Annotated in this window: 13 protein-coding genes and 1 other annotated feature; all 13 genes read right to left on the bottom strand. The window is 43.0% G+C overall.

The features are described from left to right. Nucleotides 1–80 precede the first annotated feature (80 nt). Complete coding sequence (locus SSAL8618_RS02870) at nucleotides 81–1,868, bottom strand: ABC transporter ATP-binding protein (protein WP_038675519.1); 1,788 nt, start codon at nucleotides 1,866–1,868, stop codon at nucleotides 81–83. A gap of 12 nt (nucleotides 1,869–1,880) precedes the next feature. Further along, nucleotides 1,881–3,617, bottom strand: a complete 1,737-nt coding sequence (locus SSAL8618_RS02865) for an ABC transporter ATP-binding protein (RefSeq protein WP_038675517.1) — start codon at nucleotides 3,615–3,617, stop codon at nucleotides 1,881–1,883. Nucleotides 3,618–3,824: 207 nt separating this feature from the next. After that, entirely contained in the window at nucleotides 3,825–4,193 is a 369-nt protein-coding gene (gene rplL / locus SSAL8618_RS02860) for a 50S ribosomal protein L7/L12 (protein WP_002886110.1), read from the bottom strand. Between the two features lie 74 nt (nucleotides 4,194–4,267). Next, on the bottom strand, nucleotides 4,268–4,771 hold the full coding sequence (gene rplJ, locus SSAL8618_RS02855; RefSeq protein ID WP_038675515.1) for a 50S ribosomal protein L10: 504 nt from the start codon (nucleotides 4,769–4,771) through the stop codon (nucleotides 4,268–4,270). A 31-nt stretch (nucleotides 4,772–4,802) separates the two neighbouring features. Next, nucleotides 4,803–4,939, bottom strand: a sequence feature (ribosomal protein L10 leader region). A gap of 122 nt (nucleotides 4,940–5,061) precedes the next feature. Continuing rightward, on the bottom strand, nucleotides 5,062–6,270 hold the full coding sequence (locus SSAL8618_RS02850; RefSeq protein WP_038675513.1) for an ABC transporter permease: 1,209 nt from the start codon (nucleotides 6,268–6,270) through the stop codon (nucleotides 5,062–5,064). A gap of 9 nt (nucleotides 6,271–6,279) precedes the next feature. Then, nucleotides 6,280–6,966: an ABC transporter ATP-binding protein gene (locus SSAL8618_RS02845; protein WP_155209737.1), complete on the bottom strand. Its 687-nt coding sequence runs from the start codon at nucleotides 6,964–6,966 to the stop codon at nucleotides 6,280–6,282. Between the two features lie 10 nt (nucleotides 6,967–6,976). Then, the gene (locus SSAL8618_RS02840) at nucleotides 6,977–8,230 is read right to left on the bottom strand and encodes an efflux RND transporter periplasmic adaptor subunit (RefSeq protein WP_038675511.1); all 1,254 of its coding nucleotides are present in this window, start codon (nucleotides 8,228–8,230) and stop codon (nucleotides 6,977–6,979) included. Between the two features lie 62 nt (nucleotides 8,231–8,292). Beyond that, complete coding sequence (locus tag SSAL8618_RS02835) at nucleotides 8,293–9,048, bottom strand: class I SAM-dependent methyltransferase (protein WP_038675508.1); 756 nt, start codon at nucleotides 9,046–9,048, stop codon at nucleotides 8,293–8,295. Between the two features lie 367 nt (nucleotides 9,049–9,415). Continuing rightward, entirely contained in the window at nucleotides 9,416–12,595 is a 3,180-nt protein-coding gene (carB, locus tag SSAL8618_RS02830) for a carbamoyl-phosphate synthase large subunit (RefSeq protein WP_038675506.1), read from the bottom strand. A 230-nt stretch (nucleotides 12,596–12,825) separates the two neighbouring features. Next, entirely contained in the window at nucleotides 12,826–13,914 is a 1,089-nt protein-coding gene (locus tag SSAL8618_RS02825) for a carbamoyl phosphate synthase small subunit (RefSeq protein WP_002885900.1), read from the bottom strand. Nucleotides 13,915–14,078: 164 nt separating this feature from the next. Next, nucleotides 14,079–15,005: an aspartate carbamoyltransferase catalytic subunit gene (locus tag SSAL8618_RS02820; protein WP_002890256.1), complete on the bottom strand. Its 927-nt coding sequence runs from the start codon at nucleotides 15,003–15,005 to the stop codon at nucleotides 14,079–14,081. Nucleotides 15,006–15,029: 24 nt separating this feature from the next. Beyond that, on the bottom strand, nucleotides 15,030–16,307 hold the full coding sequence (locus tag SSAL8618_RS02815) for a uracil-xanthine permease family protein (RefSeq protein WP_038675504.1): 1,278 nt from the start codon (nucleotides 16,305–16,307) through the stop codon (nucleotides 15,030–15,032). Between the two features lie 175 nt (nucleotides 16,308–16,482). Continuing rightward, entirely contained in the window at nucleotides 16,483–17,004 is a 522-nt protein-coding gene (gene pyrR / locus SSAL8618_RS02810) for a bifunctional pyr operon transcriptional regulator/uracil phosphoribosyltransferase PyrR (protein WP_002886175.1), read from the bottom strand. Nucleotides 17,005–17,095: the final 91 nt, after the last annotated feature.

Below are 17,095 nucleotides of genomic sequence, written 5' to 3'. Positions count from 1 at the left end.
TTTCCCTATAAGGAGAAGTCTTTTTATTAATCTCCACATTCAGAAAAAATCCACCAGTTATGAACTGATGGATTTTCTGTTTATTTCTCCGCAAACTGGCTATTATACAAGTCGTAATAGAAGCCTTTATCTGCAAGGAGGGATTCATGGTTCCCTTGTTCGATGATTTGACCATCTTTAAGGACCAAAATTTTGTCTGCTTCTTGGATAGTTGACAGACGGTGGGCAATGACAAAGCTTGTTCGACCTTGCATGAGGGCCTTCATAGCTTTTTGAATCAAGAGTTCCAGACGGGTATCAACCGATGAGGTTGCTTCATCCAAAATCAAGATTTTAGGATCAGCCAAAAGCGCACGTGCAATGGTCAAAAGTTGCTTTTGTCCTAGTGAGATGTTACTTGATTCCTGGTTCATTTCCATGTTGTAACCACCAGGTAGAGTACGGATAAAGTGATCCACATTGGCTGCCTTAGCAGCTTCAACAATTTCCTCGTCAGTCGCCTCAAGATTACCAAAGCGAAGATTTTCTTTGATAGTTCCTTCAAAGAGCCAAGCGTCCTGAAGCACCATACCAAACTGTTTACGATAATCCTGACGAGACAGGTTACGGATATCGTGACCATCAACTGAAATAGAACCAGCAGTCACATCATAGAAACGCATGAGAAGATTGATAATCGTTGATTTTCCGGCACCGGTAGGACCGACAATGGCCACCATTTCGCCAGGATTAACCTCAAGATTAAAGTCACGAATCAAAGGTTTATCAGCCACATACTGGAAGTCCACATGCTTAAAGCTAACTTGGCCAGTCAAATCTCCGGCAAGCACTTCAGTAGCATCATTAGGCTCGTCTGGTTCATCCATCAGTTGGAAAATACGGTCTAAAGAAGATTTAGCACTTTGCAATTGTCCAGCCAACTGAGTCAAGTTCTGAATAGGTTGGTTAATCTGCCAAACATACTGAACAAAGGCCTGCATATTACCAATCGTCAAGCGACCAGCCAAGACTTGCAAACCACCTAGAACAGCAACAATGAGATAGGTCAAGTCAGATAAACCGTTAAGAACCGGCATCATAAGTCCTGAAATGAAATTAGCCTTAAAGCCTACTTTCTGAAGGTCTTCCGTAATTTCTTTAAAGTCGTCCAAGGATCTATCCTCACGACCAAATAGCTTAAGCACATTGAAACCAGTCAGATTTTCCTGAACAAAACCATTAAGAGTACCCAGGGCATCAGCCTGTTGTTTGAAGTAGGGCTGAGACTTACTCATGATATAGCGGGCACCAAAGAATGTAATCGGAATAGTGATGACAACTATAGCTCCCAATTGAAGATTAAGGTAAAGCACTGTTCCAATAACCAAGGCTAGAGTAAAGACGGCATTAACAACCTGTAAGAATGACTGCTGCAAGGCATTAGATACTGTCTCGACGTCACTGGTAAAGCGTCCCAAGAGGTCCCCAAACTGGTGCTTATCAAAGTATGACACTGAAGTACGATTGATTTTCTCAGTCATCTCATTACGCATATCTTGAACCGTTGCTTGCACAGCATTGGTCATGAAATAGTTGGAATAGTAGGCGGCCAACTCATAAATAAGACCACGCAAGAGATAAACAACTAGAACCCAACCAACATAGGAGACGTTGATACGAGCACCTTCCACACCCTTCATGATGGCCAGCGTATTTTTAGTCAACTCGGTAATAGCTAAACCAATAACTACGGGTTCAAGGACACTCATGATAACACTAACAATTTTCAGGAAAATGGCTAGGTAAAGTGGGAAACGATAAGCCTGCAAGTAGGACCAAAGGCGGCCAAAACTTGAGGAATGACTTGTTTTCTTTTTATTATTCTTCATTTTGACCTCCTTCTAGTCTTCTGTAAGACTCTTTTGATTCAATTGTGAATTAGCAATTTCACGGTAAATCTCATTGGTTTCCATAAGCTCTTCGTGGCGACCACGACCCACGATTTCACCCTTATCAAGAACGATAATCTGGTCTGCATCCATGATAGTACCCACACGTTGAGCAACAATCAAGACTGTCGCATCCTGGGTCACTTCTTTCAGACGACGGCGCAAGGTCGCATCAGTCTTGTAGTCCAAGGCAGAGAAGGAATCGTCAAAGATGTAAAGGTCAGGACGTTTAACCACCGCTCTAGCAATTGACAAACGCTGCTTCTGTCCCCCAGAAAGGTTGCTACCCCCCTCAGCCAAGTGAGAATCGTAGCGTTCTTCCTTACTGTCGATGAATTCCTTGGCTTGAGCCACATCCGTAGCTTGATTCAATTCTTCATGACTGGCATTTTCCTTACCATAACGGATATTTTCACCGATGGTTCCTGTAAAGAGCAGAGCTTTTTGTGGAATAAAGCCAATCTTACGACGAAGAGCCTTCAGATTATAGTCACGAACATCCACACCATCAACAAGAATGCGTCCAAGTGTCACATCATAAAAGCGTGGAATCAACTGCACAAGTGATGATTTTCCTGAACCCGTAGATCCGATAAAGGCAATGGTTTCACCGGGTTTAGCCTTGAAAGAAATATTGTGTAGGACAGGACTCTCAGTTTCACCAGGATAGGCAAAAGTCACATTGTCAAACTCCAAATATCCCTTAGTCTCAGTCTCTGTCACTCCATCTTCATTTGGATTGATAGAAATAGGCATATCCATAATCTCCTGCAGACGTTCACTAGATACCGCCGTACGAGGATACATAGTAAAGAGGTTAGCTAGGAAAAGGAAAGACAATAGCGCATGGAAACTGTACTCAATAAAGGCAACCAAATCCCCGATTGCCAAAGTCCCAGAACCTAAAGGCTCGAGGGCAAACCAAACAATAGCCACAATCATGGCGATGATGATTTGCACAAAAAGTGGCTCAGTCAAACCAGTTAATTTAAAGAGCTTGTTTGAATTATCCGCATAGACAGCATTTTCAGAAGCAAACTTCTTCTCTTGAAAATCTTCTCTAGCGAAAGCTCGGATGACACGAAGTCCAGTCAGATTTTCACGAGCATACTGGTTAATCTTGTCGAGTGTTGCCTGTTGCTTCTCAGAAAGCGGACGTGTTTTTACCGCTACATACCAGACTACTACGGCTAGGAAAGGCAAGGAAATTGCCACAATCCAAGCCAAAGATGGACTTGTCGTCAAAATTAAGAAGACACTGGAAACCATCATCAGAGGAGTAATGACACCCATCTTTAGAATCTGTTCTGCAAATTGCATGAGAACAAAAGCATCAGATGTAATACGAGTCACCAAAGAGGATACCCCAATCTGCTCGTACTCATGGTGGGAATACTCCTGAAGCTTAGCGTAAATGTCATTACGCATGACCTGCACCATTGTGGTCGTCAACTTACTAACCGCATAGGACAAGAGCACACGACCAACAATCCCAGTCAAGACCACACCGAACATGACCCAAGCATAGGTATAAAGCTTGTCAGCATCTCCACGGTTAATCCCCTCATCAATCATTCTGGCAAGAACCGTCGGCAGACCCAGGTTAGCAATAACAAACAAAATAGCCGCTGTAAAATTCATTGCTAGCCACTTAGGATAACGTCTGAGATAAGACCAAATATAAGCCATAAATTTCTCCTTTTCTTTTTAGCATTTACCATGCCTTTAAGATTTTTATAGTTATTTACAACAACTAAAGCCGTAAAAGACACAGAAAAAGGGCGTGACAAGCACGCACATTACCTACATTCTAACAAATGAAAATATTAAAAGCAATAGAAAAAACCAGAGCTAATGCCCTGGTTTCTTTATTAAGCGACTTGAGCCGTTACCTTATTATTTAAGAGTAACTGAAGCTCCAGCTTCTTCAAGTTTAGCTTTGATTTCTTCAGCTTCAGCTGCAGCAACACCTTCTTTAAGAACTGATGGTGCACCGTCAACGATAGCTTTAGCTTCTTTAAGACCTTCGCCTGTGATTTCACGTACAACTTTGATAACGCCAACTTTTTTGTCGCCTGCAGATGTCAATTCAACGTCGAATGAATCTTTAGCAGCACCAGCGTCAGCAGCACCAGCTGCAGCAGCAGCTACAGGAGCAGCAGCAGTTACGCCAAACTCTTCTTCGATAGCTTTTACAAGGTCGTTCAATTCAAGGATTGAAGCTTCTTTAATTTCAGCAATAATGTTTTCAATGTTCAATGCCATTGTGATTTCCTCCAAATGTGTTTTTTAATATAATTTTTTAAACGTAGCTTAGGCTACGAGTTGTGAAGATGGGCTTACGCAGCACCGTCTTCTTTGCTTTCTGCAACTGCTTTGACAGCGTATGCAACGTTGCGCACTGGCGCTTGAAGTACAGAAAGGAGCATAGAAAGCATACCTTCTTTGTTTGGAAGTGATGCAAGAGCGTTGATTTCTTCGACTGAAGTGAACGCGCCGTCAACAACACCACCTTTGATTTCAAGAGCTTCTGCGTCTTTAGCAAATTCGCTAATAACTTTCGCTGGTGCGATAACATCTTCGTTTGAGAATGCTACTGCAGATGGACCAACGAAGAGTCCTTTAAGGTCTTCAAGACCTGCTTCTTCAGCTGCACGAGTCAAGATTGAGTTTTTGATAACTTTAAATTCAACGCCTGATTCACGAAGATTACGACGAAGAACTGTATCTTGGTCAACTGTAAGTCCACGAGAGTCAACAACAACGATAGATGCTGCAGCTTTCATTTTCTCAGCGACAATCGCAACCTGTTCAGCTTTCTTAGAAATAATAGCTTCACTCATTAGTAGTTTTACCTCCGTTTTTATTTTTGGGCTAGGCACAAAAAAATCGTACCTAAACCTAGACACGAAAGTACAATACGTTACAAAAAAATAGTTACGTTTTGTGCCTCGGTTGGATGTTTATGAGTTTAACTCCCCAACTGTCTTAGGTCAGTTTTTTCAAACCTCATTTATAATATCACGACCTAAATCAGACGTCAAGAAAAAAATGCAATTTTTTTTATTTTTTTCTCTATCTTTTTTGAAAAGCATAAAACCTCTCAAAATCCAAAGATTTCAAGAGGTCATGTCTAATCATATCTAAGAGCTTCGATAGGATCGAGTTTCGAAGCTTTATTAGCCGGTAGGAGACCAAAGATAATTCCTACGGCTGCTGAGAAGGCAATACTTCCCATGGCTACGCCAAGAGAGACTGTCGCTTTAAGGTCCATGGCATTCCCGATTGGTCCAACAACTAGGGCCGCAAAGCCTAGCCCAATCAAACCTCCCAGGATGGTCAAAACCATGGACTCAATCAGAAACTGTGTCAAGATTTTACGACGTGTGGCTCCTAAAGCCTTACGAAGACCAATCTCTCGTGTCCGCTCAGTTACCGAAACCAACATGATGTTCATAACACCGATTCCGCCAACTAAGAGTGAAATGCCAGCAATAGCTCCGACAACGGTGGTAATGGTTCCAAAAATCGTATTCACCTGATCTAGGGCCGAACTCATATCTGCTGCCTTATATTCTCCATTGTCATCTTGGGCTAACTGGGTCAAGCGTTTGGCAGCATCCTTAGCAACGCTACTACTATTTTTCACATCGGTCACATGGAAAAAAATCTGACCAATAGCATCGGTATTATTTTCAGCTGCTAACTGGGTATTGGCCACAAGAGCTGTTCCAATTTCACCATAGGCACCGATTGCTGTGTCTTTATTCTTATAAACACCAATCACACGATAATCATTGTTTCCAATAGTAACCACTTGGTTAAGGGCATCCTCATTCGTTTTAAATAGTTTCTTAGCCACCATCTGATCAATGACAATGACGCGTGAAAAGTTTTTATAATCATTGTCTTGCAAGGAACGTCCTGTCAACATCTCTAACTTTTTAGCTTTAAAATAGCCCTGACTGGCACCTGTGATATTAACATTCTTCACAGTCTTTTTTTGGAGGGAGATAGAAGAAGTTAGGCTGTTAGTCACAAAATAACTATCAATACCAGGCGTCTGCCTAGCCACTTGCTCCAACCAAACTTCTTTAACCGGTTTGGTCGGTTGTGACAAGTCCGCATAGGCAGGATCTATCTCCTCACCCTTGGCTTCATAGTAGACTTGAACGGTATCCTTATCACCGGTCACACTATCGGTAACACTCTGACGCATCCCATTTCCTAGCCCCATGATAAGTACTACCGCAGCAACACCAATGATAATCCCCAACATGGTCAGGAAGGACCGCATCTTGTGTGAACGAATAGAACTAAGAGCAAATTTCCAATTTTCCATTCTTACCTCCTAGTCTATCCGAACGCTGTCCGTTGTGTCTTGGGTGATTTCCCCATCACGGATGACAATCTTACGTCGGGCATAATCCGCAATCTCAGGTTCATGGGTAACCATGACAATGGTCTTCCCTTCTCGATTTAGCTGGGTTAAGAGATCCATAATCTGGGTTCCTGTCTTGGTATCAAGCGCACCCGTAGGTTCATCCGCCAAAATGATTGCTGGATCGTTAGACAGTGCACGCGCAATAGCCACCCTTTGCTTCTGTCCACCAGACAGCTCTGACGGCAAATGATGGCTGCGGTCTGACAAGCCGACTTTTTCCAAGAATTGTTGTGACCTTTGCTTACGTTCACGTGGAGATTTCCCCGCATAAATCAGGGGAAGCTCTACATTCTTTTGGGCACTTAACTTTGGCAAGAGAAAAAACTGCTGAAAGATAAAGCCAATCTGGTCATTTCTTACCTTGGCCAAGCGGTTTTCAGAGAGCTCAGCTACATTCTCTCCCTCGAGTTGATAGGAACCTGTAGTCGGTTGATCAAGAAGGCCGATAATATTCATGAGGGTTGATTTTCCTGAACCAGAAGGGCCCATGATTGCCACGAAGTCACCTTCTTCAACTGATAAGTCAATCCCCTTAAGGACCTGCAAGGACTCCTGACCATTTTTGAAAGACTTGGTGATGCCTTTTAAGACCATAAGTGCTGGCTTAGTCACTAGACCTCACCTCTTCTCCACTAGTCTCTTTTGATTTTTTGCTATCGGCATCCGTCACATCCTTCAGGGTCTCGCCATCCTTAAAGGATTTTTCAGCCTTAGTAATAACCTTTTGACCTTCTTTAAGTCCTGAGGCAATTTCTTGTTGCTTAGCATCTGCATTACCAAGTTTAACCTTGACTTGCTTGATTTTTTGACTCTCGTCATCGTAAACCCAGACGTAGTTGTCAGATCCTTTCTTGGTCACAGCAGTTACTGGAACTAACAGGGCATCATCATCTTTGGTCACTTCAAGGGATACATTGAAACCTTGCTTGAGCTTACCGATAGGGCTGGTCAATTGAACCTTGTATTCATACTGGGAACCTGTCTGTCCTGAATTGCTAGATGTACCCGCCGACTGACTGGCATTTTGCTTAGGATAATTGGAAACGTAGCTGACTTTCCCCGTCCAAGTTTGATCTGGGTATACTTTGGAAGTAATCTTGACCTTCTGACCCACTGAAATATTTGGAATGTCATATTCTGTTAAGGTTCCTTGAATCTCAAATTGGCCTTCACTGGTCACATGAACTAGGGTCTGGCTCTCTTTTGAAGCAGGGTCCACAGAGTCCGCAACTTCTACGACTGTCCCATTAACATCTGAAACAATGACCGTTTGATTGAGGACGTCTTGTGCCTTTTCTAGCTCGGAGGCTGCGTTAGCAACAGCATCATTATAATCTTGCAAGGTTTGGTAATTACTTGCCTCGGTTTGCTGACGCTGTTGAGGGCTAACGGTAGTCGTCGAATCATCCTCATCCGAATCACTACTTGTTTGTGCCGAAGCTGCAGGAGCTGTCCCATACTGTTGGAAATAATTACGGTCACGAACTGCCTTATTATAGGCACGGCTAGCCGTATCATAGGCTGCTTGGGCAGAGGTACTGTCGTATTGGACCAGTTGCTGACCAACGCTAACTTCCTCACCAACAGAAACTGTCACAGTGGCATTGCGTCCAATGGTATTGTCAAAATAAACGTACTGTTCCGACTGAGCCTTCACCATGCCAGTCAGAAGGGTGGACGAGGCCAACTGCCCCTTGGTTACCTTACTTGCTGTAGGGGACTCGGAAGCCTTATCATCTTTGCCACCACCTGCAAAAAGGTTAAAACCTAGGACCAAAAGGACAAGGAAGCCAAATCCTCCAATGATCCAAACTCTTTTTTTATTTTTAAATAACTTTGGACTGATTTTCTTTCGCATAAGTCTCTCTTTTCTTTTGTATCACATAAATAAAACAATTGTAATACTTTTAACTTTCTATGTCAATGGCCTTCGCTTAAATCCATGACACCATAGTGCAGCTTTTGATTGGGACGAATTTGACGTTCAAACCCAAGTTCCTCAAAAACGGTATCTCGAAAATGCGCCTTGATGATAATTTTTTCTCGTGCGACACGCTTAGCCTCATTTAACCATTCTTCTGTCAGACGGCTGCCATTGGCCAAAGGTTTGATAGCTTGTAGATTTTCCGATTCCTTGATAGTCTCTGAAAACATAGGATCAGCATAAATGATATCAAAAGAGTGATCAGCCTGGGATTTCAAAAAGGATAAGCTATCGCTCTTAATTGTCTTAATAGACCGCATCGCTTTTTCAAGCTTCTTTTCATCTGTCTGATATGCGGCCAAACCACGAGAAACCACCTGAAAAATCACTTCTTGACTCTCAAGGGCAGTCACCTTATTTCCCGCTGCCGCCATAACTAGACTATCGGAAGCCAGACCCATGGTCGTGTCGAGAATAGACTTGGAAGACGAACCCAAAAGATTGACTAGAGCATCGTGTGGTGCCTTAATCCGAAGAACTGCCGTATCTGGATGAAAGGACAGCTCACTGCCATCCGCATTGACAAAAGACAGTCTGTCTTTATATAGAAGATAAAAAGCTCCAAATCGCTCTAAACATTTTGCCAAGGATAACTTGCGACGAGGTTGATAGGCAGCCCCGAGTTCGTGGGCTAATTCTTGGGCACGTACAATCAAGGCCTCATTTTCACGTAAAGATGTGGTAATAATCATGCTACTAGTATAGCAGAATCATAGGAAACAAAACTATAGACTTAGCTTTCATTTTTAACTTCTTAGCTTACATTTGTGTAAGAAAAGAGCCCCAGCAAGGCTGAGACTAAGAACATAATTAAACTATTTTTAAATATGAAATAGATTTTGCGAACCTAGTAAGCTTATACCGAGACTTTTCGCAGTGATAAAAACGTCTGAAACAATTAGTTTCAGGCGTTCGGAAGTTTTGAGACTTTCGGCTCAAAACTTAGTCATGGAAATTCGCAGAAGGTCGCTGACGTCCGTCATCACTTAAGAAAAGTCTCAAAAGAAAACTTTGTCTTCAATAAAAAAGCCCCAGCAAAGCTGAGACTTTATTTGGTGATTAGATAGCTTCTGTTGTAAAGCTACGGCTTTCAAGCACACGCACCATAGCATCTGCTGTGTCAAGCGCTGTGAAGAGTGGAATTCCAGCTTCAATTGCTGAGCTACGGATAGCTGCTCCGTCTTCGTCATAAGTACGTTTGTTACCAACCGTATTGATAATAGCTTGCGCTTTACCAGTACGAACAAGGGCTGGAATGTCATTATCATCATTTTCACCCAATTTGTTAACAAGCGTTGCGTGAACCCCGTGTTCATTCAAGAACTTAGCTGTTCCTTCAGTCGCATAGATACCATAACCGATGGCATCGAAACGACGGGCCAAGTCAAGGGCTTCTTCTTTAGTATCATCATGAATAGTAAAGATGACGTTACCAAAGGTTGGCAAATGGAGGTAAGATGCTTCAAAGGCTTTGTAGAGCGCTTTTTCAAGAGTCGCATCTGTCCCCATAACTTCACCAGTTGATTTCATTTCAGGTCCAAGGAGGCTATCTACCTTAGCCAATTTTGTGAATGAGAAGACTGGTGCTTTGACATGAACATGGTTGCTTTCTGGGTAAAGACCATCTTTGTAACCTTGCTCAGCCAATGATTTACCAAGAATCAAGTTTGTAGCAACTTGAGCCATTGGGATATCAGTAACCTTAGACAAGAATGGTACGGTACGGCTAGCACGTGGGTTAACCTCGATAACATAGACCGTTTCATCCTTAATAACAAACTGAATGTTCATCATACCGATACAGTTAAGACCAATAGCCAAGCGTTTAGTGTAGTCAGCGATAGTCTCTTGGATTTTCTTAGAAAGGGTTTGTGGTGGGTAAACTGCCATTGAGTCCCCTGAGTGAACTCCTGCACGTTCGATGTGTTCCATGATACCTGGAATCAAGACATCCTTACCATCAGAGATGGCATCCACTTCACACTCACGTCCGATGATATAGCTATCAACAAGGACTGGGTGGTCTGGACTTGCCTTAACGGCTGTACGCATGTAAGAACGAAGGTCATCTTCATTTTCAACGATTTCCATGGCACGTCCACCCAAAACGTATGACGGACGAACAAGAACTGGGAAGCCAATCTTACGAGCTGCTTCAACCGCTTCTTCTTCATTTGTCGCTGTTTGTCCTGGTGGTTGTGGGATATCGAGGTCTTTAAGGGCTTGTTCAAAGAGGTCACGGTCTTCGGCACGGTCAAGGTCAGCAACCTGTGTACCCAAGATTTTCACACCAGCTTTAGACAATGGCTCTGCCAAGTTGATGGCTGTTTGTCCACCAAACTGAACCACGACACCCTTAGGTTGTTCCAATTCGATAACGTTCATCACGTCTTCGAAAGTCAATGGTTCGAAGTAAAGTTTATCTGAAACTGAGAAGTCTGTTGAAACTGTCTCAGGGTTAGAGTTCATGATGATAGCTTCGTAACCTGCAGCCTGGATAGCTTTTACAGAGTGAACTGTCGCATAGTCGAACTCAACCCCTTGTCCGATACGGATAGGACCTGAACCAAGAACGATGACAGATTCTTTATCAGATTTGATTGATTCATTTTCCCACTCGTAAGTTGAGTAGAAATATGGTGTTGATGACTCGAACTCAGCCGCACAGGTATCGACCATCTTGTAGACAGGAACAATATTATTTTCCAAACGTGTCGCACGAACTTGGTCGGCTGTTTGATTCCAAAGATCAGCAATCTTACGATCAGAGAAACCGTTACGTTTAGCTTCTCTCAGAACATCAACATCGCCTACGTGAGTAGCCAATTCTTGTTCCAATTCAAAGACATGGAGCAATTTGTCGAGGAAGAAGATATCAATCTTAGTCAACTCTGACAATTCTTCAATAGTGTATCCACGACGGATGGCTTCAGAAAGGTAGAAGAGACGGTCGTCTTGAGCTTTGACAATCTTTTCAACCAAGGCGTCGTCTGTGACATCCGCAAGCTCAGGCATTTCATTGTGGTAAACACCGATTTCAAGTGAACGGCAGGCTTTAAGAAGTGACTCTTCGATGTTACGACCGATAGCCATAACTTCACCTGTCGCTTTCATTTGAGTACCAAGACGACGTTCACCGTGTTCAAATTTATCAAATGGGAAACGTGGAATCTTAGCAACCACATAGTCAAGAGCTGGTTCAAACATAGCGTAAGTTGTACCAGTGACTGGGTTAATCATTTCATCAAGTGTCAAACCAACAGCGATCTTGGCTGCCAATTTGGCGATTGGGTAACCAGTTGCTTTTGAGGCAAGGGCTGATGAACGTGATACACGAGGGTTTACTTCGATAACATAGTACTTGAAGCTATTAGGGTCAAGAGCCAACTGTACGTTACAGCCACCCTCAATTTTAAGGGCACGGATAATCTTCAAGCTGGCATCACGAAGCATTTGGTTTTCAATATCTGACAAGGTTTGCGTTGGGGCAAATACGATTGAGTCCCCTGTGTGGATACCAACTGGGTCAAAATTTTCCATGTTACATACCACAAGAGCATTGTCCGCGGCATCACGCATAACTTCGTATTCGATTTCCTTGAAACCAGCGATAGAACGCTCAATCAAACATTGTGTTACTGGTGACAATTTCAAGCCATTTTCAGCGATTTCACGAAGTTCTTCTTCGTTGGCACACATACCACCACCAGTACCACCAAGGGTAAAGGCAGGACGCACGATAACTGGGTAACCAATTTCTGTCGCAAAGGCAACTGCTTCTTCAACCGTATTGACGATTTCAGATTCTGGAATAGGTTGTTCCAAATCTTCCATCAATTGTTTGAAGAGGTCACGGTCTTCGGCTTGGTCAATGGCAGACAATTTTGTTCCCAAAAGCTCTACTCCAAGCTCTTCAAGAATACCAGCTTTTGACAATTCCATTGCCATGTTCAAACCAGTTTGTCCACCAAGTGTTGGCAAGAGGGCATCAGGACGCTCTTTACGAAGAATACGTGTAACAAACTCAAGCGTAATTGGTTCAATGTAAACCTTGTCTGCGATTTCTTTATCAGTCATGATTGTCGCAGGGTTAGAGTTGACAAGGACAACACTGTAACCTTCTTCTTTCAAGGCCAAGCAGGCTTGCGTACCAGCGTAGTCGAACTCAGCAGCCTGACCGATGATGATAGGACCAGACCCGATAACCATAATTTTTTTAATATCAGAACGTTTAGGCATAATTTATGATACAAAGCCCGTTAAAGACCCAGTGGAAATAGGAAACGTGACGACGACGCCCAAGCGTCTAGTCACCGTTTATCTTTTTCACACAGTCCTTAGGGCGTGTTCACTTCCGTGAACCTGTATCTTCTCCTTTCTATTTGACAACTCTCTGGTTGTCATTAAATAAGGTAGTAGACTGGGGCGAACAAGAGTCACACCCCACTATAGTCACTAGACAGTTGCAATTAACGACGTGCTTTTTCAGCTTGGAAAGCATCAATCAATTCCAAGAACTCATCAAAGAGATAGCTAGCATCGTGTGGACCAGGAGCTGCATCTGGGTGGAATTGCACTGAGAATGCAGGGAAGTCACGGTGACGAACACCTTCAACTGACTTATCGTTAATTTCTTCGTGTGTTACCATGAGGCAATCTGGAAGTGACTCACGGTCAATGGCATAACCATGGTTTTGGCTGGTGAAATCAACACGACCAGTCGCAATTTCACGAACCGCATGGTTAAATCCACGGTGACCAAACTTCATCTTGTAGGCCTTGGCACCATTAGCCAAACTAAACAACTGGTGTCCCATACAAATACCAAAGATTGGAATTTTACCTTGGATGCCACGAATCATATCAAGTGCGTACGGCACATCTTCAGGGTTACCTGGACCGTTTGACAACATCACACCATCTGGATTAAGGTGGAGAATTTCTTCAGCAGTGATATCATGTGGCACCACAGTCACGTTACAATCACGTTTTGAAAACTCACGCAAGATAGAGTGCTTGAGTCCAAAGTCAACCAAAACGATATTTTTACCAACACCTGGTGCTGGGTAGGCTGTCTTAGTTGATACCTGCTCAATATTATTCGTTGGCAAAACAGTCGCACGCAATTGATCTTGCAAGTGCTCGATACTGTCACCAGGGCTAGCCAAAGTGGCCTTCATGGTACCGTGTTGACGGATAATCTTAGTCAAGGCACGTGTATCAATACCAGAGATACCAGGGATGTTTTTCGCCTTCAAAAACTCATCCAAGGTCATTTGGTTTCGCCAGTTGCTGGCACGACGGCTGGCCTCTGACACAACAACACCCTTAGTCGTTGGCTTAATTGACTCATAGTCGTCACGGTTAACACCGTAGTTACCAACAAGTGGATAAGTAAAAGTCAAAATTTGACCATTGTAAGACTGGTCTGTGATAGATTCTTGATAACCTGTCATACCAGTATTAAAGACGATTTCACCCGTCACATCCACATCAGCACCGAAGGCCTGACCTTCAAAAATAGTGCCGTCTTCCAAAATAAGTAAACGTTTTGCCATTATAGTAAATTGTTCCTTTCACTAAGATACAAAGGGCGTTAAAAATCTGAATGAAAAGCAAATCTGACAGAGAAGCTTCAGCCTCTAGGAAGATTTGTCTCTTTTCCAAAGATTTAGCCCATGTTCTTTTTCGTCTGATTCTCTCAGGAATCGGTTAACGTAGTTTACGCTTTGCCATTTAAAATAGCTTCAATAATTGCCATACGGACAAAGACCCCGTTTTGCATCTGAGCAACGATACGAGCCTTAGGCGCCTCAACCAGGCTATCAGCAATCTCCACATCACGATTAACCGGAGCAGGATGCATGATAATCGCCTGATCAGCTAGCTTGGCATAACGTTCTTCAGTCAAACCATAGAGAGCATGGTAGTCTTCTTTTGAAAATCCTTTATCGTCCCCATGACGTTCGTGCTGAACACGAAGCAACATGAGCACATCCAAGTCCTCAATGACGTCGTCAATAGCCACATGCTGACCATAGACATCGAACTCATTCGAGTACCACTCTGCAGGACCAGCAAAATAAAGCTGAGCACCCAAACGCTTGAGAATCTGCATATTGGACTTAGCGACACGCGAATGCGTAATGTCACCTGCAATACAAATCTTAAGATTTTCAAAGGTTCCGAACTCTTCGTAAATGGTCATCAAGTCAAGCAAACACTGACTTGGGTGTTGCCCTGAACCATCACCACCATTAACAATAGAGGTCTGAATAGTCCTACTATCAATCAACTGCTTGTAGTAATCGACTTCCGAGTGGCGAACCACACAGATGTCAACCCCCAAGGCAGACATGGTCAAAATCGTGTCATAGAGAGTCTCACCCTTATTCACCGAGCTAGTTCCAGCATCGAACTCAATCACATCCAAGCCAAGTTTTTTCTCAGCCACTTCGAAGGACTTGTGTGTTCGTGTTGAATTTTCAAAAAAGAGATTGGCAGCGAAATACTGTCGATCCAGCTGGAAATCAGCTCTGCCATTTTTAAAATCTCCACCTCGACGAATCAGGCCCAAGACCTCTTCATTCGTGAGGGTTTCCATGGTCACCAAATGTTTCAGTGACACTTTTCCATCTGCAATCGCCATAGTTTTTCCTTTTAAATTGATTGACTAATCTTTGCTACCTTTTTTAGGATCTGGCAAAATTTGATAAAGCAAGATACCAAGAATGGTTGAGCTTGCCACACCCGTGATTTGAAGACCACCAAGGTCAATCATCAAACCACCGATACCAGAAACCAAGATAACGCTAGCAATCAAGAGATTCTTTTTATTATCAAAATCAATCTTATGTTCAACTAAAATTTTCAAACCGCTAGCAGCGATAACCCCAAAGAGAGCAATAGATAATCCCCCTAATACAGGAGTTGGAATAGAATGCAAGAGTGCTGACAGCTTACCAATAAAGCTCATCAAGACCGCAATCACTGCTGCGCCCGCAATAACGTAAACTGAGTAGACCTTACTGAGGGCCATAACCCCAATATTTTCACCATAAGAAGTTACCGGAGGAGCTCCAAAGAATCCAGCGATAATCTGTGCCAAACCATCACCAGTAAGGGTACGGTCAAGACCTGGATCTTTAAAGTAATCACGCTCAGTCAAACTGTTTAGAACCATGACGTGACCAAAGTGTTCAGTCATCGTCACAAAGGCAATCGGAGCCATGGTCAAAATCGCACTTGGATAGAGCTTGAAGCTATAATCCACAAATGGAATGTCAAAGTTTGGAACCTGAATCCAATGTGCCACTGCTACCTCTGAGAAATTGATAAAGCTATGTCCTGTCAGCAAACCAAGAACCGCTGAGAAAATATAGCCCACAATTAAACCAAGTAAAATTGGGATAACACCGATAATCTTCTTGCCATACATGTTAAAGAGGATAACCGCAAAGAGGGTCACCATCGAAATCAAGAGAGCATAGATACTATAGCTTTTATTTAAAGTTGTTGCATCATTGACTGCATTAGCCGCAAGGTTCAAACCAATCACCATGATAATAGGGCCAACCACAATTGGTGGAAGGACCTTATCAATCCAGTCTTTACCCGCATACTTAACAATCAGAGCCACAAGCAAGTAAACCAAACCACCTGCCATGGCACCTTGAGCCACTGCCGCAATGCCATCAGTCTTCATAAGTGTCTGCATAGCCGCAATATAGGCAAAACTAGACCCCATGTAAGCTGGAATTTTGTACTTGGTCACCGTCAAGTGAGCTAAAGTTCCCAAACCAGATGAGAAAAGAGCAATAGCGGGATCAATCCCAACCAAAATCGGCACAAGCACCGTCGCACCAAACATGGCAAACAAGTGCTGAAATGACAAACCAACCAATAAACCAGGTTTTGGCATATCATTCACATCATATTTTACGTTATTCACGATATCAAAGGACTCCTTAAATTAAGATACAAAGGGCGTACAAAGAGCAAAGTAAAATTAGGAAATCTGACGCCGAAGCTTTAGCTTCTAGGAAGATTTATCTATTTTACACAGCTCTTAGCCCGTGTTCAATTAATAAGATACAAAGGGCGTTTCACCCTATCCGTCAGTCAACTTAGCTTGGATCGATAATGTTGACGCTATCTTTGCCATCAACTTCTGCAACCAAAACTTCGATTTCTTCTGACTCACTAGTTGGGATATTTTTACCAACATAGTCCGCACGGATTGGCAATTCACGGTGACCACGGTCAACCAAGACAGCCAAACCAACACGCGCCGGACGTCCATGGCTAACGATATTATCAATAGCTGCACGAATCGTACGACCTGTGTAAAGCACATCATCCACAAGGATAACATCTGTACCATCAATTTCAATAGGGAAAACAGATGTGTCTTGCTCAGCCTTAACATCATCACGGAAAGCTTTAGTGTCAAGCTCAATCAATGGCACATCAAGGTTTTCCAACTGTTTCAAGCGCTCTTGGATACGCTGTGCAATATAGACACCACGTGTCTTAATACCAGCCAAGACAATCTTGTCGAGATTTTTGTTACGCTCAATAATCTCATAAGTGATACGTGTAATGGCACGTTTCATGGTTACGTCATCGACGATCTCTTTTTTCTTCATAAAAAGAACCTTTCTAAATACAAAAAAATCCCCTCGAAAACAAGGAGATACACAAAAATATGAGTACAGTTCACCCGTACACTTCTCATGG

It is taken from the genome of Streptococcus salivarius (assembly GCF_000785515.1).
GTDB classification, from domain to species: Bacteria; Bacillota; Bacilli; order Lactobacillales; family Streptococcaceae; genus Streptococcus; species Streptococcus salivarius.
The sequence above is the reverse complement of the archived record's forward strand: the minus strand, read 5'-3'. Positions and strand labels throughout refer to the sequence as shown.

What these genes read in the sequence shown, in the direction of transcription:
- rplL (WP_002886110.1), bottom strand. Translation starts at nt 4,193, where the DNA reads ATGGCATTGAACATTGAAAACATTATTGCTGAAATTAAAGAAGCTTCA.
- SSAL8618_RS02835 (WP_038675508.1), bottom strand. Translation starts at nt 9,048, where the DNA reads ATGATTATTACCACATCTTTACGTGAAAATGAGGCCTTGATTGTACGT.
- rplJ (WP_038675515.1), bottom strand. Translation starts at nt 4,771, where the DNA reads ATGAGTGAAGCTATTATTTCTAAGAAAGCTGAACAGGTTGCGATTGTC.
- SSAL8618_RS02820 (WP_002890256.1), bottom strand. Translation starts at nt 15,005, where the DNA reads ATGGCGATTGCAGATGGAAAAGTGTCACTGAAACATTTGGTGACCATG.
- SSAL8618_RS02840 (WP_038675511.1), bottom strand. Translation starts at nt 8,230, where the DNA reads ATGCGAAAGAAAATCAGTCCAAAGTTATTTAAAAATAAAAAAAGAGTT.
- SSAL8618_RS02850 (WP_038675513.1), bottom strand. Translation starts at nt 6,270, where the DNA reads ATGGAAAATTGGAAATTTGCTCTTAGTTCTATTCGTTCACACAAGATG.
- SSAL8618_RS02825 (WP_002885900.1), bottom strand. Translation starts at nt 13,914, where the DNA reads ATGGCAAAACGTTTACTTATTTTGGAAGACGGCACTATTTTTGAAGGT.
- SSAL8618_RS02845 (WP_155209737.1), bottom strand. Translation starts at nt 6,966, where the DNA reads ATGGTCTTAAAAGGCATCACCAAGTCTTTCAAAAATGGTCAGGAGTCC.
- SSAL8618_RS02865 (WP_038675517.1), bottom strand. Translation starts at nt 3,617, where the DNA reads ATGGCTTATATTTGGTCTTATCTCAGACGTTATCCTAAGTGGCTAGCA.
- carB (WP_038675506.1), bottom strand. Translation starts at nt 12,595, where the DNA reads ATGCCTAAACGTTCTGATATTAAAAAAATTATGGTTATCGGGTCTGGT.
- SSAL8618_RS02870 (WP_038675519.1), bottom strand. Translation starts at nt 1,868, where the DNA reads ATGAAGAATAATAAAAAGAAAACAAGTCATTCCTCAAGTTTTGGCCGC.
- pyrR (WP_002886175.1), bottom strand. Translation starts at nt 17,004, where the DNA reads ATGAAGAAAAAAGAGATCGTCGATGACGTAACCATGAAACGTGCCATT.